Genomic DNA, 23,069 nt, shown 5'->3' with positions numbered 1-23,069 from the left:
GGACGGCGCGCGATGGCCGTCTGGGGGATCGGCGTCTCGGTCTACTTCGTCGCGGTCATCTTCCGCACCTCCCTCGGAGTGGCCGGCCTGGACGCCGCCGAACGCTTCCAGGTCAACGCCTCGGCCCTGTCCACCTTCTCCATCCTCCAGCTCCTGGTCTACGCGGGCATGCAGATACCGGTGGGTCTGCTGGTCGACCGGCTCGGCACGAAGAAGGTGCTGACCATCGGCGTCGTGCTGTTCACGGCCGGCCAGCTCGGTTTCGCCTTCTCCCCGTCCTACGGCACGGCCCTCGCCTCACGCGCGCTGCTCGGCTGCGGGGACGCGATGACGTTCATCAGCGTCCTGCGACTGGGCACCCGGTGGTTCCCGGCGCGCCGCGGGCCGATGGTCGCGCAGCTGGCGGGACTGGCGGGGATGGCGGGCAACCTGGTCTCCACCCTCGTCCTGGCCCGCCTCCTGCACGGCATCGGCTGGACGGCGGCCTTCGCGGGCAGCTCGCTCGCGGGAGTGGTCGTCCTGGTCCTGCTGCTGCTGTTCCTGAAGGACCACCCCGAGGGCCACGAGCCCGAGCCGTTCCCGCACCAGGGCGCGGCGTACGTCCGCCGCCAGATCGCCGCGTCCTGGCGCGAGCCGGGCACCCGCCTCGGCCTGTGGGTGCACTTCACCACCCAGTTCCCGGCGATGGTGTTCCTGCTCCTGTGGGGCCTGCCGTTCCTGGTGGAGGCGCAGGGCCTGTCGCGGGCGACGGCCGGCGAACTCCTGACCCTGGTGGTGCTGAGCAACATGGTCGTGGGCCTGGTCTACGGCCAGGTCGTCGCCCGCCACCACGGAGCTCGGCTGCCGCTGGCCCTGAGCACGGTCGGCGCGACCGCCCTGATGTGGGCGGCCACGCTCGCCTACCCCGGCGAACGGGCGCCGATGTGGCTGCTCGTGGCGCTCTGCGCGGTCCTGGGCGCGTGCGGCCCCGCCTCCATGCTCGGCTTCGACTTCGCCCGCCCGGCCAACCCGCCCGAGCGCCAGGGAACGGCTTCCGGCATCACCAACATGGGCGGTTTCGTGGCGTCGATGACGACGCTCTTCGCGGTCGGCGTGCTGCTGGACGCGACCGGCGACGACTACACGATCGCCTTCTCCTGCGTCTTCGTCCTGCAGGCCCTCGGCGTCAGCCAGATCCTTCGGCTGCGCCGCCGAGCGGCTCGGCGGGAGCGGGAGCGGCTGGTGGCGAGCCGAGTGGAGACGGTGCACGTCCCGGCGTAGACGGCCCGGAGGACCGAGGGCCCGGACGGCCGGAGGCACGGACGGCCGAGAGTGCCTGGACGGCTGGACGGCTGGACGGCCCAGCGGGCTCGGACGGCTGGACGATAGGCGACGTAGACGACGCAGACGGCATACAGGCGCCGACGGCGTGCGGGCTGTTCATGGCGTGCATGCCGTTCATCGCTCCTCGCCGCCGAAACACGGTTGAACGGACGCCCGTTCGACGTCTACCGTCGGGCCTCATCGACGTGTAGCTCAGCAGCCAGAGCACCGGGCTTTTCACCCGGAGGGCGCAGGGGCGGAACCTGCCACGTCGGCTCATCGACGTGTAGCTCAGCAGCAGAGCACCGGGCTCGGGACCCGGAGGGCGCGGGGGCGGCACCCGCCACGTCGGCTTATGAACGACGACGCTGACCAGCAGCACCTCGCAGAGGCCAATCCGGGCTACGCCTCCGGCCAACTGGCCAGGGCGCTCAGCACCGCGCTCACCCACGAAGACCCCGACACCCGCCGGCGCGCCGGGGAACGACAGCGCGCGTGGCGGTCCGTACTGGCGGGCATGGCGAACGGGCTGCTCACCATCGGCTCCCGCACACCGGTCCGGGATCTGCCCGCGTGGGTGACGCCCGAGGTGCTCCGGGGCGGCTTCGCCACCGGCGCGCCGAGCGCCGGCGGCCCCCTGACGGAGTACGAGACCGAGGCCGCGCGCCGGGCCGGCGTGCCGCGGGACCGGCAGGCGCTGTTCGCGTACTGGCTGTCCGAGGACGGCCTGGCGCAGCTCTACGAACTCCTCGACGGCGGACGGTACGAGGTGACCGTCCCCGAGGAGGCCGCCCTGCTCACCGTGGCCTGGCTGGCCCGGGCCGGGGAGACGGACGCGGCGCTCGGACTCGTCGAGGAACTCGCCCCGTTCGCGGGCCGGCTGCGGTTCACGCCCCGCCCGTCCACCCGACCGGCGCCCGACGCCGGCACGGTGCACCGCCGTACCGTCGCCGAGGCCGGGGAGAGCCTGGCGCGGCGGCGGACCAGCGAGGCGGTGGAGACGCAGCGGGAGGCGCTGGCCGTGTGGCAGCCGTTCGGCGACGAACTGCTCGCCCACTGGCTGGAGACCGCCGACGCCGGGCAGCCGGCCCGGGTGCTGACGCGCGCCCCCGACGCCGCCTGGCACGGGCATGGTGCCGAACTGCTGCGCCGCTACCGCGACCTGGCCGATCGTCACACCTACTGCACCAAGCACCTCAAGCCGAAGGAGAACCTGGGGATCCTGCGCGGGGCGCTGGAGGAGACCGTCGCCGGACGGGAACTGGACGCGCGCCGGCTCGGGTTGCTGCGGCACGCCGTCACGTCCATGGTGGGGCGGCGCGGGCTGCCCGGCTCCGCGGAGCTCACCGCGCTGCGCCGGGAGCAGGCCGCGCAGGCGGCGCTGCCCTCGCACCACGCGCTGGCCCAGCTGGTGCTGCGCCGGCTGTCCGGGCTGGACCAGCAGGCGGGCGTGGCCGAGGTCGCGCCGCTCGTCGCCGAGGTCGGCGAGGAGGAGGCGCGGGAGACGGGGCTGCCCGTGGGCGCGGTGGTTCCGGCGGGCGTACGGCGGCCCGTCGAGGCCGCGCTGAGCGCACCCCTGAACACCCTCGTGGAACGCGGTGTCGTGCCCTCGGCCGAGGTGCTGGCCGAGCTCGTACCACAGCTCGTCGCCGCCACCACCGCGCAGGCCTATCCCGACCCGGCCCTGCGCACGCTGGCGGCCGCCCACCACCGGGCGTTCGCGGGCCGCCGTTCGCTGCTGCTGCTCAACCTCCAGCGGCAGGTACGGGCGGAGGAACTGCCGTGGATACGGGCCGTGGCCGGGCAGCGCGCGGACGGCGAGGCGGGCGCGGTGTCGGCCGTCGCGCTGCGGCAGCTCGGCGAGCTGGCCGTGCAGGCCTTCCCCGGCACGATCCTGCCCAACTCCCTGGTCCGTGAGCTGTCCGTGCTGGCCCGTCAGGCCGACCTGGGCGCTCCCCTGGTCGAGGAGCTGGCCGCGGACATCTTCATGGGCACCTTCACCCCGAAGTTCCTCGCCGCGGCCCGGATCGCGGCGGAGCTGCTGGGCGGCGGCTCGCTCTACGAGCGCTACTACGCCATCGACTACCGGGCCGTCCGCAATCTGGCGATCGTCGAGGCCGGCGAGGCGCTGACGCGGTCGTACGGGGCCAGGACCTCGCCCGGGTTCGCGAAGCTGTGTGTCGAGCGGGCCGAGGCCGGCTCGTCCCGGTCGCGGCGCGGAGACGGATCGGTGGCCGCGAACGGCAAGGTGATCGAGCAGGCGCAGATCCTCACCACACACAACCTGGCCACCCTGGTCCACCGGGTCGGCATCGAGCCGGCCGCGGGCTGGGCGGACCTGGCCCGCCGCTGCTTCGTCACCGTGTGCCGGCTGACCGGCCGCGTGCATGGCAACCCGCGCCCGCTGAGCACGATCAAGGACGTGGCCTACGCCTGGCGGCAGCTGGTGTTCCACCTGTCCCTGTGCACCCCCGGCGAGCGGGCCCGCACGCTGGCCTGGCTGCCGGAGGAGCTGACCCGGCACCCCGGCCATGTGGCGGCGCGGCTGGCCCCCGCCCTGACCGGCCTGCACCAGGTCGCCGAGGGCGGCCGGGCCGACGAGGGCACCGGGCGGCTGCTCCTCGGCTGGACCACGGACGGACACTGGCTGCGTCCGGACCCGGCCTCGGCCGCGGCGGGCTGAGGCCGCCGGGTCGTGGGCCGCGCCCCCTCGGGGTGCGCGGCCCGGCCGGCCGGGCCGCCGCTAACCCCAGGTGATCAGCTTCTTGGGCTGCTCCAGGATCGCCGCCACATCCGCCAGCACCTTGGAGCCCAGTTCCCCGTCCACCAGCCGGTGGTCGAAGCTCAGCGCCAGCGTGGTCACCTGACGTGGCTTCACCTTGCCCTTGTGGACCCACGGCTGGAGCTTGATCGCACCGATCGCGAGGATCGCGGACTCGCCGGGGTTGAGGATCGGGGTGCCGGTGTCGACGCCGAAGACGCCGACGTTGGTGATGGTCACCGTGCCACCCTGCATGGCGGCCGGGGACGTCCGGCCCTCCCTCGCCGTCGAGACCAGCTCGCCCAGGGACTCCGCCAGCTCCGGCAGCGTCTTGGCGTGGGCGTCCTTGATGTTCGGGACCAGCAGGCCCCTGGGTGTCGCGGCCGCGATGCCCAGGTTGACGTAGTGCTTGACCACGATCTCCTGCGCCGCCTCGTCCCAGGACGCGTTGATCTCCGGGTGGCGCTTGACGGCGACCAGCAGGGCCCTGGCGATCAGCAGGAGCGGGTTGACCCGCAGGCCCTGCATGTCCTTGTCCTGCTTGAGCTCCTCGACCAGCTTCAGCGTGCGCGTCACGTCGATCGTCACGAACTCCGTGACGTGCGGCGCGGTGAAGGCCGAACCGACCATCGCCGCGGCCGTCGCCTTGCGGACGCCCTTGACCGGGACACGGGTCTCACGGGCCGTGTCGTACGACGGCACGGGCACGGCCGCGGAGGTCGTGACCGGCGCCTGTGTCACCTGCGGCACCGGCTCGGCCACCGGAGCGGCCTGGGTCGCCGGAGCGGCCTGGGTCGCCGGAGCGGCCTGGGTCGCCGGGGCGGCCGGGGCCACCGCCGCGTGGACGTCCTCGCGGGTGATGATGCCGTCCGGGCCGGACGGGACCACCGTGGCGAGATCGACGCCGAGGTCCTTGGCCAGCTTGCGCACCGGCGGCTTGGCCAGCGGGCGCTCGCGCACGGCGGGCGCGCCGCCGTGGCCGTTGAGTTCCGCCTGGATCGTGTCCGGGACCCGGGAGACCGCGATCTCCGGGCCCTTGCGCGGACGGCGCTTGGTGGAGGACGCCGCCACGCCGTACCCGACAAGGACCGGCTGGCGGCCGGAGCCCACCGGCTTAGCCGCCTCGGCCCGAGGCGCTTCGGCCTGCGGTGCGTCGGCCTGAGGTGCTGCGGCCTGCGCCGCCTGCGGCTGCTTCTCCGGGGCGGCCGGGGCCTGCGCGGGTGTCTGCACGGCCGCCTGTGCCGGTACCTCGGCGACCGGGGCGGCCACCGGGGCGGCGCCCGCTCCTCCCGACACGTCCACGGCAATGATCGACATGCCCACGTCGACCGTGGTGCCCTCGGGGAAGTGCAGCGCGCGGACCACCCCGTCGTAGGGGATGGGCAGCTCGACGGCGGCCTTGGCCGTCTCGACCTCGCACACCACCTGGCCGTCCGTCACCGTGTCCCCGGGCTGGACGTACCACTTGAGGATCTCGGCCTCGGTGAGCCCCTCGCCCACGTCGGGCATCTTGAACTCGCGTACGGACGCTTCCGTCATCGTCGTCACGACCCTCTCCTCAGTACGCCAGGGCACGGTCGACGGCGTCGAGCACCCGGTCCAGGCCCGGCAGGTACTCCTCCTCCAGGCGCGCCGGCGGGTACGGGGCGTGATAGCCGCCGACCCTGAGCACCGGAGCCTCCAAGTGGTAGAAGCAGCGCTCGGTGATCCGGGCGGCGATCTCCGCGCCCGAGCCGAAGAACACCGGTGCCTCGTGGACCACGACCAGGCGGCGGGTCTTCTCGACCGACGTCTGGATCGCGTCGAAGTCCATGGGGGACACCGAACGCAGGTCCAGGACCTCCAGGTTCTTGCCCTCCTCGGCGGCCGCGGCGGCGACCTCCTGGCAGAGCTTCACCATCGGACCGTAGGCGACGAGGGTCAGGTCGGTGCCCTCGCGGACGACCTGGGCCTTGTGCAGCGGGCCGGGGATCGCCTCGAAGTTGACCTCGCCCTTGTCCCAGTAGCGACGCTTCGGCTCGAAGAAGATCACCGGGTCGTCGCTCTGGATGGCCTGCTGCATCATCCAGTACGCGTCGGACGCGTTGGACGGGGAGACGATCTTCAGGCCCGACACGTGCGCGAAGAGGGCCTCCGGCGACTCCGAGTGGTGCTCGACCGCGCCGATGCCGCCGCCGTAGGGGATGCGGACGACGACCGGCAGCTTGACCTTGCCGAGCGAGCGCGCGTGCATCTTGGCGAGCTGGGTGACGATCTGGTCGTAGGCCGGGAACACGAAGCCGTCGAACTGGATCTCCACCACCGGGCGGTAGCCGCGCAGGGCCAGCCCGATCGCGGTGCCGACGATGCCGGACTCGGCGAGCGGGGTGTCGATGACGCGGCTCTCGCCGAAGTCCTTCTGCAGGCCGTCCGTCACCCGGAAGACGCCGCCGAGCTTGCCGACGTCCTCACCCATGATCAGGACCTTGGGGTCCGCCTCCAGGGCGCGGCGCAGCGACTCGTTGATCGCCTTGGCCAGGGCCAGGTTCTTGGACGTCACGGTTTCCGCCATCTCAGTTTCCCCCCGAACCCGCGGCGAAGCCGCTCTCGGCTTCCGTCGCGAACGATGCCTGGTAGGCCGCGAACTGGGCCCGCTCCTCGTCGACGAGCGCGTGTCCGTCCGCGTACACGTTCTCGAAGATGGCGAAGCGGTCCGGGTCCGGCATGGCGCGGACCGCTTCGCGCACTCGCCTGCCCAACGCCTCGCTCTCCGCCTCGAGTTCCGCGAAGAATCCCTCGTCCGTGTGGTTTGACGCCTCCAGGTGGCGGCGCAGGCGCAGGATCGGGTCCTTCGCCTCCCAGGCCTCGCGCTCCTCGTCGGCCCGGTACTTCGTCGGGTCGTCGGAGGTGGTGTGGGCGCCCATGCGGTACGTGTACGCCTCGACGAGGGTGGGGCCCTCGCCGTCGCGGGCCCGGTCCAGCGCCCAGCGGGTGACGGCGAGACAGGCCAGGACGTCGTTGCCGTCGACCCGGACGCCGGGGAAGCCGTAGCCCTGCGCGCGCTGGTAGAGCGGCACCCGGGTCTGCTTCTCGGTGGGCTCGGAGATCGCCCACTGGTTGTTCTGGCAGAAGAACACGACGGGCGCGTTGTAGACGGCGGAGAAAGTGAAGGACTCCGCCACATCGCCCTGGCTGCTCGCGCCGTCGCCGAAGTACGCGATCACCGCGCTGTCCGCGCCGTCCTTGGCCACGCCCATGGCGTAGCCCGTGGCGTGCAGCGTCTGGGAGCCGATGACGATCGTGTAGAGGTGGAAATTGTTGCCGTTGGGGTCCCAGCCGCCGTTGTTCACCCCCCGGAACATGCCGAGCAGGTTGGTCGGGTCGACCCCGCGGCACCAGGCGACGCCGTGCTCGCGGTAGGTCGGGAAGACGTAGTCGTCGTCGCGCAGGGCCCGGCCGGAGCCGATCTGGGCGGCCTCCTGGCCGAGCAGCGAGGCCCACAGACCCAGCTCGCCCTGGCGCTGGAGGGCGGTGGCCTCCGCGTCGAAGCGGCGGGTGAGCACCATGTCGCGGTAGAGGCCGCGGAGCTCTTCGGGGGTCACGTCGGCGACGTACTTGGCGTACTCGGCGTTCTTCGCGTTCTTGACCCGCTTGCCCTCAGGCGTCAGCAGTTGCACGAGCTCGGGCTCGGCGGACTTCCTGGCGGTGGTGCGGGTGGTGCGCTCGGTGCCGGTGGTGCCGGCCTTGCTTCCGGCGCTGCGTCGCGGCTTGCGCGCGGCAGTGCTCTCCACGGTCACGTGTGCTCCTCCGTCGGTCCGGCCCCCGGGGTTGCCGGGTAACCAGTGCGGCTCACCTGTTCCGGCACCCGTGCACGGGGTGGGTGTCACTCGGTCGGAACAGGCGTGACAGGTGCCCCGGCGAGCGCCCTGCGGTCATCACGTTACCCAGTGCTTCACATTTCTGTGAAACCCCTCTTGACCTGCGTTTTTGCTTGGATTTCCAAGTAAATCGGCAAAGTCGGGAGAGAGCCAGGTCACAGCCTTGCAGGAGGCCGGAGCAACGGCACGTTATCCCGCGCACCCAGTCCACGGGAAGACTCCGTATGTGAGACCGCCCGCGTGCGCGAATAGGGAAAAATCACCGTTTTCCTAGTCGCCGACCATGAGGTCGTCCGGCGCGGGGTCCGCGAGATGCTCTCCGTGGAGAGCGACATCGAGGTGGTCGGCGAGGCCGGCACGGCGGCCGACGCGCTGGTGCGCATCCCGGCCACCCGGCCCGATGTCGCGGTGCTCGACGTACGGCTCCCGGACGGCAGCGGCGTGGAGATGTGCCGCGAGATCCGCTCCCGGGACGACGCCGTCAAGTGCCTGATGCTGACCTCGTACGCCGACGACGAGGCACTCTTCGACGCGATCATGGCAGGTGCCTCCGGCTACGTCCTGAAGGCCATTCGCGGCCAGGAGCTGCTGACGGCCGTACGGGACGTCGCCGTCGGCAAGTCGCTCCTGGACCCTGTCGGCACCGCGCGCGTGCTCCGGCGGCTGCGTGAGGGCGCTCCCAAGGCCGACGACCGACTCGCGCACCTCACCGACCAGGAGCGCGGGATCCTCGACCTGATCGGCGAGGGCCTCACCGACCGACAGATCGCCGGCACCGAGTACGGCCGGGTGGCCGCCGGCCCGCGCGCGATGCCCTTCCTGGCCTCTGCCCGCCACATCGTGACGGACGGCCGTCTGCTGCTGCGCATGCACCGCGGCCACGGCTACCCCGGGCCTGCGTCGGCCATGTGGTCGCCTACGGCTCGGACAACCTGAACCGGGCGCGGCCGGGCTCCGCCGAGGGCCGGTGGCCGGTGGTCGGTGGTCGGTGGTCGGTGGTCGGTGGTCGGTGGTCGGTGGTCGGTGGTCGGTGGTCGGTGGAGATCGTCGGGAAGTGCGCGGCGTGGAACCCACCGCGGTCGAACTGGAGCTCTTCGGACCCGCGCCCCGGTCCGTGGACGGTGGGGTCCCCTTCGACCCGGTCTACCTGCGCGTGACCTCGCAGTTCGTGACCGTGCACCATCAGGAAGCGACCTGAAGCGACCGGGGAGGCGACCTGGAGCGCCGCGAGGCGACCCGGAGCGACCACCCGTGACAGTTGTTGATCTTTAGTGACTGTCTGTGACAACGCCCAGCTCACAGCCTCGGATCGTGCCCTAGCATCGGGCGCGTGCCGCGCTCCTGTGTACCCCCTTTAGTGCTCCACGCGCCCCCTCTGGGCGCCCTGCTCCGCCGGTACTCCGCCGGCACCGCGCTCACCTGTGAGCCCGTCGACGAGGGGCTGCTGAACCGCGGCTACCGGCTGCGCACCACCCGCGGCCGCTACTTCCTCAAGCACCACTTCGACCCCGACACCGCCGACCCCGCCTCCATCGCCCGCCAGCACCGGGCCACCGCGCGACTGGCCGACCTCGGCGTCCCGGTCGCTCCCCCGCTGCCCGGCCACGACGGACGCACGGTCGCCGTCGTCGGCGGCCACGCCTACGCCCTGCACCCGTGGATCGACGGCCGCCACCGTCACGGCGCCCAGCTCACCCCCGGCCAGTGCGGCCGCCTGGGAGCGCTGCTCGGGGTGGTGCACGCCAGCCTGGAGCAGGTGATGCGGGCGGCCCACGGCGAACTCCTGCCCCCGGTCCGCGGAGGACACGTGCCCCGGGGCCTCGGGGTCGACACGCCTCCGGGGAGCGACGCGCCCACGGGGGACCACGCGCCTCCGGCAGGCGGCCCGCGACGCGGCCGGCGACGCGACCCGGACCGTGCCCCGGGGTACGCCCCTGAGGGCCGCGGCGCCCCGTCCGAGCGCCCTGTGCGCGCCGCGGCCACCGCTCCCGCCGGGCCCGCCACCGCCGCCGAGCGCACCCCGCCCGTCGCGGCGGCCGTCCCCGCCGCGAGCCCCGACCCCGCCGACACCTTCGTCCTGATCGAGGACCTCCTCGCGCGCGTGCGGCGCCATCGCCCCGCCGACTCCTTCGACGAACTCGCCCGCCACCGCCTCCTGGAACGGCGCACGCTGCTGGAACGGCACGCGGACCGGCGTCCTCCGCACAGCGGCCCGGTCGGCTGGGTGCACGGGGACTTCCACCCCTTCAACCTGCTCTACCGCGGGGACGCCCCGGCCGCAATCGTCGACTGGGACCGGCTGGGCGTGCAGCCCCGCGCCGAGGAGGCCGTCCGCGCCGCCGCGATCTTCTTCGTCCGTCCCGACGGCACCCTCGACCTGCCGAAGGCGAGGGAGTACGCACGCGCGTACCGGCGCGCGGCCGGGGCCACGCCGTCCGAACTCGGGGCGGCCGTGCACCGGGTGTGGTGGGAGCGCCTCAACGACTTCTGGATGCTGCGCTGGCACTACGAGCGCGGCGACACCCGCGCGGACTCCCAGTTCCCGGCGGCCTCGGCCCTGGCCGTGTGGTGGACCCGCGAGTACGACGCGGTGTGCGGCGCGTTCGCGGCCTGACCCGGGCTCCGCGAACGCGACACGCGCGCGGGGAGCCCTGTGCCGGGTCCACGCGCGCGTGAGGCGTACTGCGGTCAGTTTCCGATGCTGCCGAGGGTGCCGCCCTCGGTGGCCGGGTCGCTCGGCTCCACATCCGTCGGATCGTCCGAAGGCTGCGTGTCCGTCGGATCGTCCGAAGGCTGGGTCTCCGTCTCCTCGTCCGTCGGCTCGCTGCTGGCCGATTCGGAGGGGGAGTACGACGGCGAGTACGAGGGCGAGTACGACGGCGTCCAGTCCGAATCGGAGTTCGAACCGGAGTTGTCGTCCGAGGTGTCGTCCGTGGACGTGTCGGTCGCCTCGTCGCTCGGCGTCGCGGTGGAGGTGTCGTCCGTCGCGGACTGCGAGGTGGACGGCGACGGCGAGGTGTCGGTGCCGCCGCTGCCCTTCCCCTGGCCGTTCAGCGCGAGCGCGACGCCCGCGGCGATGGCGATCACCGCGAAGACGGCGAGGATCCACAGCTTGCCGCGACCGCTGCCCTTGTTGCCGTGCCCCTCGAAGCCGCCTTCGTCACCGCCGCCGTAGCCGGTGGGCAGGATCGGCTGCGGGATCTGCGAGGTGCTGGAGGCGTCGGCGCCGTGCGCCAGCGCGGTCGTGCTCGCGAAGCCGCCGGCGGGCGTGCCGCGGCCGTCGTGCGCGCCGACCGGGCCGGTGTTCCAGGTACCGGTGTGGCCGCCCTGGTCGTACAGCATCTGGAGCCCGTACTGGACCAGACCGCGCATCTCCTCCGCCGTCTGGAACCGGTCGTCGGGGTCCTTGGCCAGGGACCGCATGACGAGACCGTCGAGCTCCGGCGGGCACACCCCGTCCGAGGTCTGCGACGGCGGCACCGGGATGTCCTGCACGTGCTGGTAGACCACCGACAGCGGCGTCTCGCCGGTGAACGGCGGCCGCAGGGCGAGGAGTTCGTACAGCAGGCAGCCCGTCGCGTACAGGTCGGAGCGGTAGTCGACGGCCTTGCCGAGCGCCTGCTCCGGGGAGAGGTACTGCGGGGTGCCCATGACCATGCCGGTCTGCGTCATCGTCGTGGACGCGCCGTGCAGGGCGCGCGCGATGCCGAAGTCCATCACCTTGACCGCGCCGTTGTGCGTGATGATCACGTTCGCCGGCTTGATGTCGCGGTGCACGATGCCGTGCTGGTGCGAGTAGGCGAGCGCCTCCAGCACCCCCGAGGTGATGATCAGGGCCTGCTCGGGGCCGGGCGCCTCGGCGTTGAGGAGGAGGTCGCGGATGGTGCGTCCCTCGACGATCTCCATCACGATGTACGGCACGCTCTGGCCGCCCACGAAGTCCTCGCCGGAGTCGTACACGGCGACGATCGCATGGTGGTTGAGGCCGGCCACCGACTGGGCCTCGCGCGTGAAGCGGGCCTTGGACACGGGGTCCTCGGCGAGATCGGCGCGCAGCAGCTTCACCGCGACGGTGCGTCCGAGGCGAACGTCCTCGGCCGCGAACACCTCGGCCATGCCACCTCGGCCGAGTCTGCGGGTCAACCGATATCGGCCGTCCCCGACCAGCCCGCCGTTGCCCCAGTTCTCCGGCGCATCTGACATACCGCCGCCAGTCGCCTCGGGGTCGGACGGGCCCTGAGCGCGCTGCTGTGCCATCAGTCCTCGCCGTCGTTTCTGCCCGCGGAACGCGCGGTGTTGTTACGGTCTCCGTCGGCCACGCTACAGCCTCCACGCAAGCCTCCGGCCCGGGACGATCCCCGGGACATCGCCCGGGGCGAGCCCGGGCGCCGGTCCGCGACGGACCGGCCATCAAACCTGTACTCCGTACCGACGTGCAAATTCTGTGTACCGGCCGTACGGCACCTGTAACGCTTCCGCGACGCTTCTTTCTCGTAGGGTCACGGAACGGGCACCGAGCTTGACGTGTCAGTGCGCTACGGCAGACTTGGCCGGGAATAGCACTTTCGATCAACGACAGTCAACGGCGCCTGAGGGCCTACGGGGGACGCAGAAGATGAGCCAGGACGGCGCGCAGGGCCGGTATGCGGGGCGGGCGCTCGCCGCCGGCCGGTATCAGCTGCGCGACTTGCTCGGCGAGGGCGGCATGGCCTCGGTGCACCTCGCCTACGACGCCGTGCTCGACCGTCAGGTCGCGGTGAAGACCCTGCACACCGAACTCGGCCGTGAGCAGGCCTTCCGCGAGCGCTTCCGCCGCGAGGCCCAGGCCGTGGCCAAGCTCACGCACACCAATATCGTCTCCGTCTTCGACACCGGCGAGGACGACGTCGAGGGGTTGACGACTCCGTACATCGTCATGGAGTACATCGAGGGCCGCCCGCTCGGCTCGGTGCTCGACGAGGACGTACGGCAGCAGGGCGCGATGCCCGCCGACAAGGCGCTGAAGATCACCGCGGACGTGCTGGCGGCGCTGGAGATCAGCCACGAGATGGGGCTCGTCCACCGCGACATCAAGCCCGGCAACGTGATGATGACCAAGCGCGGCGTGGTCAAGGTGATGGACTTCGGCATCGCCCGCGCGATGCAGTCCGGGGTCACCTCGATGACGCAGACCGGCATGGTCGTCGGCACCCCGCAGTACCTCTCGCCCGAACAGGCCCTGGGGCGGGCGGTGGACGCCCGGTCCGACCTGTACTCGGTCGGCATCATGCTGTTCCAACTGGTCACCGGGCGGTTGCCGTTCGAAGCCGATTCGCCGCTTGCGATCGCGTACGCGCACGTGCAGGAGGAGCCGGTGGCTCCTTCCTCGATCAACCGGGCGCTGCCGGCGGCCGTCGACGCGCTGATCGCCCGCGCGCTGAAGAAGAACCCGAACGAGCGCTTTCCGACCGCCGTCGCCATGCGCGACGAGTGCCTGCGGGTCGCCGCCTCCTTCCAGCCGGCCCCGCCGAGCATCGTCCCGGGCGCGCAGACCTCGAGCGGGGCGGGCGTCGGTTCCGCGGTGTTCCCGCCGATCGGCCCGGGCACCCCGGCGCCGCAGGCGGGCGTCCAGACGCCCTACCAGCCCGCGCCGACCCCGAACCCGTACGGCACCCCGACGCCGCCCGCCTCCTACGGCTACCCGCAGCAGGGTTACCAGACGCCCGCTCCGGCCTACGGCCACCAGCAGGCCCCGCACACCCCGCCCGCGTACAACCTCAGCCCGCAGCCGTCCACCTCGGTGTCCTCGGGCGGTGGAGGCCGCCGCAACAGCAAGCCGGTGCTCATCGGCTCGGCCGTCGTCGCCGTGGTGGCGGTGGGCGGCCTCATCGCCAGCCTCGCGATGAGCGGAGGCGACGACGACGCCAAGGGCGGTACCTCCAGCTCCTCGCCGTCGGTGACGAAGGCGGCGGACTACCGGGCGCCGGACACCTCCAAGACGATCGAGCCGACGGAGTGCTCCGAGCCGCAGGAGTCGTACAACGACCCCGACAAGATCCGGGTGCCGAACCTCAAGTTCAAGTACATCGGCTCGGTCAAGGAGTGCTTCCAGGCCGCCGGCTGGCAGTACAAGATCGTGAAGGTGGACGAGAACACGTACGGCGACGGGGCGGTCATGGACCAGTTCCCCGCCGCCGGGACGGACGTCGACCCGAAGGACATGCCCGAGATCCAGATCAAGGTCTCCACGGGCAACCCGGCGTCGTGACCGCCTGACGTCAACCGCCTGATGTCATGGGAGAAGGGCCCGGCGCCGAATACGCCGGGCCCTTCTCGTGTGTACGGCTACGGATGACTGTCCGGCGCTCTAGAGGTACGGCCCGCCGGTACGGCCGCCCGCCGCGCGCGGATCGTCGACGCCCTCGTGCCCCACTCCCGGCGGCAGCGCCCGGCGCATCTGCTCCAACTGGGCACGTGCGGCCATCTGCTGGGCAAAGAGCGTGGTCTGGATGCCGTGGAAGAGGCCCTCCAGCCAGCCGACCAACTGGGCCTGCGCGATGCGCAGTTCCGCGTCGCTCGGCGTCGAGTCCTCGTTGAACGGCAGGGACAGCCGCTCCAGTTCCTCGACCAGCTCCGGCGCCAGGCCGTCCTCCAGCTCCTTCACCGAGCTCGAGTGGATCTCCTTCAGCCGGACCCGGCTCGCCTCGTCCAGAGGAGCCGCGCGTACCTCCTCGAGCAGCTGCTTGATCATGCTGCCGATCCGCATGACCTTCGCCGGCTGTTCGACCTGCTCGGTCACCGGGATCTCACGGGAGTCGTCGTCAGCGTCGATGTCACCGAGCGCCATGCCGTCCTGACCTACGACCAGGATCTTCTGGGCGTTCTCCGGCGACCTTTCGTTCCTCGGCATCTCCATGCCGTCATTCTCTCGCACGTCCCCACCTCATCACCGTGGCACCCCCCGGGAAAGGTGATCCACTGTTTCCGTTCGGCGGAGTCCGGAATGCGGTGACAGTTCCCCGATGTGAGGCTTGTTGCGTCTTTTCTTGGCGACTGGGCACCGGGAGGGGGTCACGGACGTGGCTCCATGGCAGCAGGCGTGGTGCGCGACGCGGGCAGGCGTGGGCGTCGGAGCGGTCGTGCTGGGCGGGCTCGTGCTGCCCTGCGGGGGCGTCTCCTCGTACGCGGCCGTCGCGTCGTACACCGCCGTGTCGGCGTCCGCCACCCCCGCCCCCTCCTCCTCCGCACCCGACCGGGCCGGCAGCCGGGCGGGCGAGGGACGCCAGCGGCCCGGCCGGGCCGGCGACCACGCGGAGGAGGCCGACGAGGACGCGGAAGAGGAGACGCAGGACACGGAGGGCGAGGACAGCACGGGCGAGGGCAGCGACGACGGCGGCCTCTCCGACGACACCGCCGCGTCCGAGTCGCCGGAGACCACCGCTCCCATGCCCTCGGGCGCGCCACGGGACCCCGCACGGCGTCCCGTGGCGCAGCCGGAGGGGTCCGACGGCCCCGTGCTGCAGATCCTGCCGCTGGGCAGCGGTCTCGTCCTCATCGGCCTCGGCATCGCTCTCGCCCTGGCCGCCCTGCGGCTGCGCCGCACCTGAGGCCACCGCCGCGTCAGGGCCTCCCTAGGTCGTGACCAGCAGTACCTTGCCGACGTGGGTGCTGGCCTCGACGATCCGGTGGGCCTCGGCCGCGTCGCTCATCGGGACCTCGCGGTCGACGACGGGGCGGACATGGCCGGCGGCGAGCAGTGGCCAGACGTGTTCGCGTACGGCCGCCACGATGGCCGTCTTCTCCTCCAGGGGACGGGCCCGCAGCGAGGTCGCGCTGATCGCGGCGCGCTTGCCGAGAAGCGCGCCGATGTTCAGCTCGGCCTTGATGCCCCCCTGCATACCGATGATCGCGAGGCGGCCGTTGACGGCGAGCGCCTGGACATTGCGATCCAGGTACTTCGCGCCCATGTTGTCGAGGATGACATCGGCGCCCGCGCCGTCCGTGGCCTGCTTCAGCTCGGCGACGAAGTCCTGCTCGCGGTAGTTGATCAGGATGTCCGCGCCCAGCTCGGCGCACTGGTCCAGCTTCTCCTTGGTGCCCGCGGTGACGGCGACCCTGGCGCCGACGGCCTTGGCCAGCTGGATCGCCATGGTCCCGATGCCACTGGAGCCGCCGTGCACCAGCAGCGTCTCGCCGGGACGCAGGTGGGCGATCATGAAGACGTTCGACCAGACGGTGCTGGTCACCTCGGGGAGCGCGGCGGCCCGCCGCAGATCGACGCCGGCCGGCACGGGCAGCAGCTGGCCGGCCGGCACGGCGACCTTCTCCGCGTATCCGCCGCCCGCGAGCAGCGCGCACACCTCGTCGCCGACGGCCCAGCCGGAGACGCCGGGGCCGACCTCGACGATCCGGCCGGAGCACTCCAGGCCGGGGTAGCGGGAGGCACCGGGCGGCGGATCGTAGAAACCCTGCCGCTGAAGGATGTCGGCCCGGTTGACGGCGCCGGCCACCACCTCGACCAGGACCTCGCCCGCGCCGGGTACGGGATCGGGGACCTCGTCCCACACCAGCGCCTCGGGACCACCAGGTTCGGGAATCGTGATCGCATGCATGAAGGGGACGCTACTCCTCCCGCCTCCTGGCTCCCGATCATGGTCCGCGGCGGCGATGGCGGGGGAGCGCGAAAATCGAGATGCGATCACCGATGAGTTCGGGCGACGGTAAAGGTCTCCCCATGCGTAGCCCAAGTACGCGGAAGGAACCCCATGAGCCAGCACACCGCCGGCCTGGCGATCGAGACTGCGGGCCTGGTCAAGACATTCGGCGAGACCCGGGCCGTGGACGGCGTCGATCTCGCCGTCCCCACCGGCACGGTCTACGGCGTCCTCGGGCCGAACGGCGCCGGCAAGACGACCACCGTGAAGATGCTCGCCACGCTGCTGCGGCCGGACGGCGGCCAGGCCCGAATCTTCGGCCACGACATCGTCCGGGAGGCCGACGAGGTGCGCGGCCGGGTGAGCCTGACCGGCCAGTACGCGTCCGTGGACGAGGACCTCACCGGCACCGAGAACCTGGTGCTGCTCGGCCGGCTTCTCGGGCACGGCAAGAAGGCCGCCCGGGAGCGGTCCGCGCAGCTCCTCGCCGCGTTCGGGCTCACCGGCGCGGCCGGAAAGCAGGTCAAGCACTACTCCGGCGGCATGCGGCGCCGGATCGACATCGCCGCGTCCATCCTCAGCACGCCCGACCTGCTCTTCCTCGACGAGCCGACGACCGGGCTCGATCCGCGCAGCCGCAACCAGGTGTGGGACATCGTGCGGGCGGTGGTCGCCCAGGGCACCACCGTGCTGCTGACCACGCAGTATCTGGACGAGGCCGACCAACTCGCGTCCCGGATCGCCGTCATCGACCGGGGCCGGGTCATCGCCGAGGGCACGAAGGGCGAGCTGAAGGCGTCCGTCGGCGCCGGCTCCGTCCATCTGCGGCTGCGCGACGCCGAGCAGCGGCCCGAGGCCGAGCAGGTGCTGCGGCTGGCCCTGGACGCGGACGTCCAGCGGGAGCCGGACCCGGTGGCGCTGACCGCCCGGCTCGACGCGGCGGTGGGCGACGCGGCCGCAGCGCAGGCCGCCCGGGCCCTCGGGGAACTGGCCCGGGCCGGGATCGTCGTCGACAACTTCTCGCTGGGCCAGCCCAGCCTGGACGAGGTGTTCCTCGCCCTCACCGGACACGATACGAAGACCGACACCGAGCCCGGAACACCGGCCGACGCCGGTACATCGACCCGCGGTCAGAAAGGCGAGGTGCCGGTATGAGCACCGTGACCAGCACGGACGTCCAGGATCTGGCCCCCGTCAGCGCCGAGTCGCTGGCCGCGCTGCTCGTCGCACAGGAGCGGCCGCCCCGCCCGAGCGCCCTCTCGGCCTCCCTCACCTTCGGCTGGCGGGCGATCCTCAAGATCAAGCACGTGCCGGAGCAGCTCTTCGACGTCACCGCGTTCCCGATCATGATGGTGCTGATGTACACGTACCTGTTCGGGGGCGCCCTGGCCGGGTCCCCGGAGGAGTACATCCAGTTCCTGCTGCCGGGCATCCTGGTGATGTCGGTCGTGATGATCACGATGTACACGGGTGTCTCGGTGAACACCGACATCGAGAAGGGCGTCTTCGACCGCTTCCGGTCGCTGCCGATCTGGCGGCCGTCGACGATGGTCGGCTATCTGCTGGGCGACGCGCTGCGCTACACGATCGCGTCCGTCGTGATGCTCACCGTCGGCATGATCCTCGGCTACCGGCCGGACGGCGGGCTCGCGGGCGTGGTCGCGGGAATCGCCCTGCTGGTCGTCTTCTCGTTCGCGTTCTCATGGATCTGGACGATGTTCGGGCTGCTGCTGCGCACCGAGAAGTCGGTGATGGGCGTCAGCATGATGGTGATCTTCCCGCTCACCTTCCTGTCCAACGTGTTCGTCGACCCCCGCACCATGCCGGGCTGGCTCCAGGCGTTCGTCAACAACAGCCCGGTCACCCATCTGGCCTCGGCGGTACGGGGACTGATGGCGGGTGACTGGCCCGCTGCCGAGATCGCCTGGTCGCTGGGGTGGGCCGGACTGTTCGTGCTGGTCTTCGGGCCGGTGACGATGCGGCTCTACAACCGCAAGTAGCGCCCGCCGCCCTCTTCGAGCACCCCGAGCTGTCCGACCCGCCGGCGGGCAGCGCCCGGGAGCGTGCGCCTCAGGCCGGCGGGAGCGGCGGGACCCCGGGCATGCCGGGGGTCCCAAGGGGGGCCCGGCTACGGTCCGGGCCCACCCGCACGATCGTGACCACCCGGTCCGTCGGCTCCAGCATGCCGATCGCGGGATCGTCGTAGGCGAGGACGCGGTGCCCGCGGACGACACTCACCACCAGGTCGTCCGTCTCCCGCGGTCCGCGGCCGGCCTCGGCCTTGGTGACGGGCCGTTCGACGAGGTCGAGCCCGTCGCCCTGCTGGATCAGGTCCTCCATGACCCGGCCCGCCGCCGGGCTGAGCACGGACAGGCCGAGGAGCCGGCCGGCCGCACCGGCACTGGTGATGACCTCGTCGGCGCCCGACTGCCTGAGCAGCGGGGCGTTCTCCTCCTCGCGGACCGCCGCCACGATCTTCGCCCTGGGGTTGAGCTGGCGGGCCGTCAGCGCCACGAGGACGGCCGTGTCGTCCCGCTGGGTCGCGATGACGATCCGTCCCGCCCGCTGCACCTCGGCCCGTCGCAGCACATCACTGCGGGTGGCGTCCCCGACCACACCCTCGTACCCCTCGGCCGTCGCCGCGTCGATCACCTTCGCACTGGGATCGATCACCACGACCTGTTCCTTGCGCAGGCCCGCCGTGCAGGCCGTCCGGATCGCGGACCGCCCCTTCGTTCCGAAGCCGACGACGACAGTGTGGTCGCGCAAGGGGACCTCCGGGATCATGGATCTGTGGACTCATGGACACGTGTTGCTTCATGACGGGCAGGAGCCCGCCGGGAACCATGGTGCCCACCGATCGGATCACCGTCACAGGGGGCACACGATGAAGGACCACGAACGACCGCCGGCCGGCCCGGCCAGACTCTCCCTCTTCAGGTCCCTCTGGTACCGCTCTCGCACCGAAGCCCGGGACGACGCCGAGGCGGGCCGTTCCATCACGATGCCCATGCGCATCGCCGTCCCCCCGCTTCTGCAGGTACTCCGACGCCTCGCCATGGGCCTGCTGGTACTGGCCGTCACCACGTTGATCGTCTACGTCGACCGTGACGGCTACAACGACAACTCGGACGGCTCCGTCAGCCTCCTCGACGCCGCCTACTACGCCACCGTCACCCTCTCCACCACCGGCTACGGCGACATCACCCCGGTCAGTGAAACGGCCCGGCTCGTCAACATCCTCGTCATCACGCCACTGCGCGTGCTGTTCCTGATCATCCTGGTCGGCACCACCCTGGAAGTACTCACCGAGCGCACCCGGCAGCAGGTCCGCGTCCACCGCTGGCGGGCCCGCACCAGCAATCACGTCGTGGTAGTCGGTTACGGCACGAAGGGCCGCCACGCGGTGGAGACCCTCGTCGGGCAGGGCATCGCCAAGGACCGGATCGTCATCGTGGACGCCCAGCGCAAGGCCGCGCTCGCCGCCGGCGACGACGGACTGGTGTCGGTCACCGGGGACGCCACCCGCTCGGAGACGCTCCTCAAGGCCGAGGTCCACACCGCCTCCCGGGTGATCGTCGCCCCGCAACGCGACGACACGGCCGCCCTGGTCACCCTCACCGCCCGGCAGCTGAACCGGCGCGCGACGATCGTCGCGGCCGCCCGGGAGGACGAGAACGTGCCGCTGCTCAAGCAGAGCGGCGCGGACACCGTGATCACCAGCTCCAGCTCCGCCGGCCGGCTGCTCGGCGTTTCGATGGTCAGCCCGACCGTGGCCAGGACCCTGGAGAACCTGATGACCCTCGGCAACGGCCTGGACCTCATCGAGCGGCCGGTCAGCAAGGCGGAGGTCGGCGCGGCGCCCCGCAGCTGTGCGGACCTGGTCGTGGCCGTCGTCCGGGGCAAGGAACTGCTGGACTACACCGACCCCCGGCTCTCCCGGCTCCATATGGGGGACCGCGTGATCACGGTCAGCCGCGCCGTCCCGGCGCCTGAGCAGGCATGACGATGTTTCACGTGAAACCGGGGGCGAGCAGGGGCGAGCTCGACCAAGCCGGGGCCGTTTCACGTGAAACATGGGTGGATCAGGGCTGTTTCACGTGAAACAGGCGTCGATCCCGGCCGTCGCCCACGGCAGGTCGAGGAGCTCCGTCTCCTGACCCGTGCGTGCACCGCCCGGCGGCACGACGGCGAGGGCGTCGGCCGCCGCGATGCCTCGCAGCATGGCCGGGCCGTTGTAGTGCAGCGGCACGGCATGGTCACCGCGCAGGACGACCGGGATGAGCCGGGTGTCGTACGGGTGCCCGTGCACCGATTGCCGCAGCGGCAGCGCGTACGGCTCGGGAGCCGGCCGGGCGGCGAGGGTGCGCAGCAGCGGCTCGGCGAGCGTGAGCAGGCCGGAGACGGCCGCGAGGGGGTTGCCGGGCAGGCCGACGAGGTGCTGGTTCTCCTTGAGGCGGGCCAGCAGCATCGGGTGACCGGGGCGCACCTTGACGCCGTCGACGAGGAGTTCGGCGTCGAGCCGGCGCAGGGTGGGGTGCACGTGGTCGACGGGTCCCGAGGCGGTGCCACCGGTGGTGACGACGAGATCGGCGCCGGATGCGGTGATGGCCTTGTGCAGGGCCTTCGCGTCGTCGCCGAGCCGGCGTACGGAGGTGACCTCGGCGCCCAGCGCCCGCAGCCACGGGGGCAGCATCGGCCCGAGCGCGTCCCGGATGAGGCCGTCGTGCGGGCGGCCCTCGGTGAGCAGTTCGTCGCCCAGGACGAGAACCTCGACCCGGGGTCTGGGGACGGCGGCCAGCGTGTCGTACCCGGCGGCCGCGGCGAGGCCCAGGACGGCCGGGGTCACCACCGCCCCGGCCCGCAGCAACTGATCCCCGCTGCGGCATTCCTGGCCCCTTGAGCGGATGTCCTGGCCGTGCTGCATCTCGCGGGTCGGGTGCAGCCGGCCGTTGTCGTCGGTCCGGCCGTGCTCGCTGCGCAGGACCGCGGTGGTGTCCGGGGGGATCCGGGCGCCGGTGGCGATCCGTACGGCCTCGCCGTCGGCCAGGGGCGCGGGCGCCGAGCCGCCGGCCAGCACGCCCTCCTCCCGTACGTACCAGGGGCCGGGACCCGCGACAGCCCAGCCGTCCATCGCCGAGGTGTCGAAGGAGGGCAGGTCGGTGAGGGCCGTCAGCGGGGCGGCCAGCACGAGGCCGAGGGCATCGCCGAGGGTCACGGAGACGGGAGCGGTACGGGCGGCGCCGGAGCGGGCGGCGCGGGCGGCGATCGTCCGGGCCTCGGACCAGGAGGTCGCCCGGTGGCGGTGCTCGGCAGCGTCGGCCCGGTGACCCGCCTCCGGGCTCCGGGCCGAGGAAGAAGGGGAGGAGGAGGGCGGCGTGCCCTCGCCGCTGCCCTCGCGCTGTGCGGGGCCGTGGCCGCCGGGGCGGCGGGCGGTGCCGTTGCCGTCCTTCACGAGGGCGAGCGCCTCCTCGACGTCGAGGTCCTCGGCGTCGAGGCCCTGCCGGGTACCGCGGGCGGTCATCCGGCGTCCGGTCCGGAGCCGCCGGGCTTGTCGGCCTTCTCGGCCTTCTCGGCCTTCTGCTGCTCGGCTTTCTCCTGTTCGGCCTCCTCCGCCCAGCGCAGCGCGAGCGCGGCGGCCTTGCGGGCGGCCTCGGCGACGGCTTCGGGGCCTCCCTGGGCCTGCGCGGCCGCATAGCCGACCAGGAAGGTGGTCAGCGGGGCCGCCGGCCTGGCCACCCCGTGGGCGGCGTCGCGGGCCAGATCGAGGAGGGCGCCGGTGTCGACGTCGAGGTCGATGCCCAGCTCGTCCTTGACTGCGGAAATCCATTCATCCAACACGTGGTCATGCTCCCTGATACGTGCCCTGGCGGCGGCGATGTCGTCCCAGGTGTCGCAGTCGAACGACGCGACCGGGTCGGGGACGCGGGTGAGGTCGAGTCCGGCGGTCAGCCGGCGCAGCGGCAGTCCGGTGAGGCCGCCTTCGCCGGCGGTGAGCACCGCCAGTTCGCGGCGCAGGGCGGCCGTGCGGTACGCGGCGACGAGCGGCTGGTCACGGCCGTCGGCGTCGGTGAGCAGCACGCCCTCGGCCGCGCCGACGCGCAGGGCGGTCAGCAGTCGCCGTACGGTGTCCGCCGCGAGGAAGGGCAGATCGGCGGAGAGGACGAGGACGTCGTCCGCCGTGGTGTGGCGCAGTCCGGCGTCGAGCGCGGCGACGGGCCCCGCGCCGGGCGGGTCCTCGCGCGCCCAGCGCACGGGCCGCGCGGTGGGGCGGGGATCGGCGACGACGACGGTGGTGCGCGCGTCGGCGCAGGCGCCGAGCACCCGGTCGAGCAGCGCGCGTCCGCCCACCCGCACCCCCGGCTTGTCGGCGCCGCCGAGCCGGCGGGCGCCGCCACCGGCGAGCACGACGGCGTCGTGGGCGGCGGGCTCGTTCGAGGTCACCCCCCGAGTATGCGGGCCGCCCCGGCGATGCGGGCCCGCCGGATCACGGGAAACGCGCGAATCGCCGGGGCA

At 72.3% G+C, this 23,069-nt stretch carries 18 protein-coding genes, 2 tRNA genes and 1 pseudogene; 12 read left to right on the top strand and 9 right to left on the bottom strand.

The window, feature by feature from the left end; translation table 11 throughout:
- Nucleotides 1–12: 12 nt before the first annotated feature.
- From ACFVYS_RS14720 to ACFVYS_RS14705, 4 genes are all read left to right on the top strand, one after another.
- Nucleotides 13–1,260: a nitrate/nitrite transporter gene (locus tag ACFVYS_RS14720; RefSeq protein WP_389502141.1), complete on the top strand. Its 1,248-nt coding sequence runs from the start codon at nt 13–15 to the stop codon at nt 1,258–1,260.
- Nucleotides 1,261–1,504: 244 nt separating this feature from the next.
- A tRNA-Lys gene (locus tag ACFVYS_RS14715) sits at nt 1,505–1,577 on the top strand.
- A gap of 5 nt (nt 1,578–1,582) precedes the next feature.
- Nucleotides 1,583–1,654 (top strand) — tRNA-Pro (locus ACFVYS_RS14710).
- Between the two features lie 3 nt (nt 1,655–1,657).
- Nucleotides 1,658–3,985, top strand: coding sequence for a hypothetical protein (locus ACFVYS_RS14705; RefSeq protein WP_389502053.1), 2,328 nt, complete (start codon nt 1,658–1,660; stop codon nt 3,983–3,985).
- Between the two features lie 60 nt (nt 3,986–4,045).
- Here the strand turns inward: ACFVYS_RS14705 and ACFVYS_RS14700 are convergent, their stop codons facing one another.
- The 3 genes from ACFVYS_RS14700 to pdhA are packed head-to-tail and all read right to left on the bottom strand — an operon-like array spanning nt 4,046 to nt 7,839.
- A complete protein-coding gene (locus ACFVYS_RS14700) occupies nt 4,046–5,611 on the bottom strand; it encodes a dihydrolipoamide acetyltransferase family protein (protein ID WP_389502051.1) in 1,566 nt (521 codons plus the stop codon).
- Nucleotides 5,612–5,621: 10 nt separating this feature from the next.
- The gene (locus tag ACFVYS_RS14695) at nt 5,622–6,614 is read right to left on the bottom strand and encodes an alpha-ketoacid dehydrogenase subunit beta (protein ID WP_054242059.1); all 993 of its coding nucleotides are present in this window, start codon (nt 6,612–6,614) and stop codon (nt 5,622–5,624) included.
- Between the two features lies 1 nt (nt 6,615).
- Nucleotides 6,616–7,839, bottom strand: a complete 1,224-nt coding sequence (gene pdhA, locus ACFVYS_RS14690) for a pyruvate dehydrogenase (acetyl-transferring) E1 component subunit alpha (protein WP_389502049.1) — start codon at nt 7,837–7,839, stop codon at nt 6,616–6,618.
- Nucleotides 7,840–8,178: 339 nt separating this feature from the next.
- Here pdhA and ACFVYS_RS14685 point away from each other — a divergent pair, with 339 nt between their 5' ends.
- The 3 genes from ACFVYS_RS14685 to ACFVYS_RS14675 all read left to right on the top strand — a co-directional run bounded on the left by ACFVYS_RS14685 (nt 8,179) and on the right by ACFVYS_RS14675 (nt 10,534).
- Nucleotides 8,179–8,856 (top strand): response regulator, encoded by a 678-nt coding sequence (locus tag ACFVYS_RS14685; protein ID WP_389502139.1) that lies wholly within the window; start codon nt 8,179–8,181, stop codon nt 8,854–8,856.
- A 127-nt stretch (nt 8,857–8,983) separates the two neighbouring features.
- Entirely contained in the window at nt 8,984–9,118 is a 135-nt protein-coding gene (locus ACFVYS_RS14680; protein WP_389502047.1) for a hypothetical protein, read from the top strand.
- Nucleotides 9,119–9,277: 159 nt separating this feature from the next.
- The gene (locus ACFVYS_RS14675) at nt 9,278–10,534 is read left to right on the top strand and encodes a phosphotransferase (RefSeq protein ID WP_389502045.1); all 1,257 of its coding nucleotides are present in this window, start codon (nt 9,278–9,280) and stop codon (nt 10,532–10,534) included.
- 74 nt (nt 10,535–10,608) lie between these two features.
- Here the strand turns inward: ACFVYS_RS14675 and ACFVYS_RS14670 are convergent, their stop codons facing one another.
- The gene (locus ACFVYS_RS14670) at nt 10,609–12,123 is read right to left on the bottom strand and encodes a protein kinase (protein ID WP_389502043.1); all 1,515 of its coding nucleotides are present in this window, start codon (nt 12,121–12,123) and stop codon (nt 10,609–10,611) included.
- Nucleotides 12,124–12,535: 412 nt separating this feature from the next.
- On the opposite strand from ACFVYS_RS14670, the gene ACFVYS_RS14665 reads away from it, so the two are divergent.
- Nucleotides 12,536–14,167 (top strand): protein kinase, encoded by a 1,632-nt coding sequence (locus ACFVYS_RS14665; RefSeq protein ID WP_389502041.1) that lies wholly within the window; start codon nt 12,536–12,538, stop codon nt 14,165–14,167.
- A 99-nt stretch (nt 14,168–14,266) separates the two neighbouring features.
- On the opposite strand, the gene ACFVYS_RS14660 is transcribed toward ACFVYS_RS14665, so the two are convergent.
- A complete protein-coding gene (locus ACFVYS_RS14660) occupies nt 14,267–14,815 on the bottom strand; it encodes a bacterial proteasome activator family protein (protein ID WP_389502137.1) in 549 nt (182 codons plus the stop codon).
- Between the two features lie 163 nt (nt 14,816–14,978).
- Between ACFVYS_RS14660 and ACFVYS_RS14655 the strand changes: the two genes are divergently transcribed.
- Nucleotides 14,979–15,506 carry a hypothetical protein gene (locus tag ACFVYS_RS14655; RefSeq protein ID WP_389502039.1) on the top strand — a complete coding sequence of 176 codons (528 nt, stop codon included), beginning with the start codon at nt 14,979–14,981 and terminating at the stop codon, nt 15,504–15,506.
- 24 nt (nt 15,507–15,530) lie between these two features.
- Here ACFVYS_RS14655 and ACFVYS_RS14650 read toward each other — a convergent pair whose 3' ends face one another.
- Nucleotides 15,531–16,511, bottom strand: coding sequence for an NAD(P)H-quinone oxidoreductase (locus tag ACFVYS_RS14650; RefSeq protein ID WP_389502037.1), 981 nt, complete (start codon nt 16,509–16,511; stop codon nt 15,531–15,533).
- A gap of 153 nt (nt 16,512–16,664) precedes the next feature.
- Between ACFVYS_RS14650 and ACFVYS_RS14645 the strand changes: the two genes are divergently transcribed.
- Both ACFVYS_RS14645 and ACFVYS_RS14640 read left to right on the top strand, forming a co-directional pair.
- Nucleotides 16,665–17,708 (top strand): ATP-binding cassette domain-containing protein, encoded by a 1,044-nt coding sequence (locus ACFVYS_RS14645; protein ID WP_389502035.1) that lies wholly within the window; start codon nt 16,665–16,667, stop codon nt 17,706–17,708.
- Nucleotides 17,705–18,553: an ABC transporter permease gene (locus ACFVYS_RS14640; RefSeq protein ID WP_142265206.1), complete on the top strand. Its 849-nt coding sequence runs from the start codon at nt 17,705–17,707 to the stop codon at nt 18,551–18,553. Before ACFVYS_RS14645 ends, ACFVYS_RS14640 begins: the two co-directional genes overlap by 4 nt.
- Before the next feature lie 70 nt (nt 18,554–18,623).
- Here ACFVYS_RS14640 and ACFVYS_RS14635 read toward each other — a convergent pair.
- Nucleotides 18,624–19,322: pseudogene (locus tag ACFVYS_RS14635) on the bottom strand (potassium channel family protein); the annotation flags it as partial.
- A 118-nt stretch (nt 19,323–19,440) separates the two neighbouring features.
- Here ACFVYS_RS14635 and ACFVYS_RS14630 point away from each other — a divergent pair.
- The gene (locus ACFVYS_RS14630; RefSeq protein WP_389502033.1) at nt 19,441–20,559 is read left to right on the top strand and encodes a potassium channel family protein; all 1,119 of its coding nucleotides are present in this window, start codon (nt 19,441–19,443) and stop codon (nt 20,557–20,559) included.
- Nucleotides 20,560–20,649: 90 nt separating this feature from the next.
- Here ACFVYS_RS14630 and ACFVYS_RS14625 read toward each other — a convergent pair whose 3' ends face one another.
- Nucleotides 20,650–22,077, bottom strand: a complete 1,428-nt coding sequence (locus ACFVYS_RS14625) for a molybdopterin molybdotransferase MoeA (protein WP_389502031.1) — start codon at nt 22,075–22,077, stop codon at nt 20,650–20,652.
- Nucleotides 22,074–22,997 carry an NTP transferase domain-containing protein gene (locus tag ACFVYS_RS14620; RefSeq protein WP_389502029.1) on the bottom strand — a complete coding sequence of 308 codons (924 nt, stop codon included), beginning with the start codon at nt 22,995–22,997 and terminating at the stop codon, nt 22,074–22,076. Before ACFVYS_RS14620 ends, ACFVYS_RS14625 begins: the two co-directional genes overlap by 4 nt.
- Between the last annotated feature and the right edge of the window lie 72 nt (nt 22,998–23,069).

The organism is Streptomyces sp. NPDC058295 (genome assembly GCF_042880655.1).
Taxonomy (GTDB): domain Bacteria; phylum Actinomycetota; class Actinomycetes; order Streptomycetales; family Streptomycetaceae; genus Streptomyces; species Streptomyces coriariae.
Note: the sequence above shows the minus strand (reverse complement) of the source record. Positions and strands in the feature narration are given on the sequence as shown.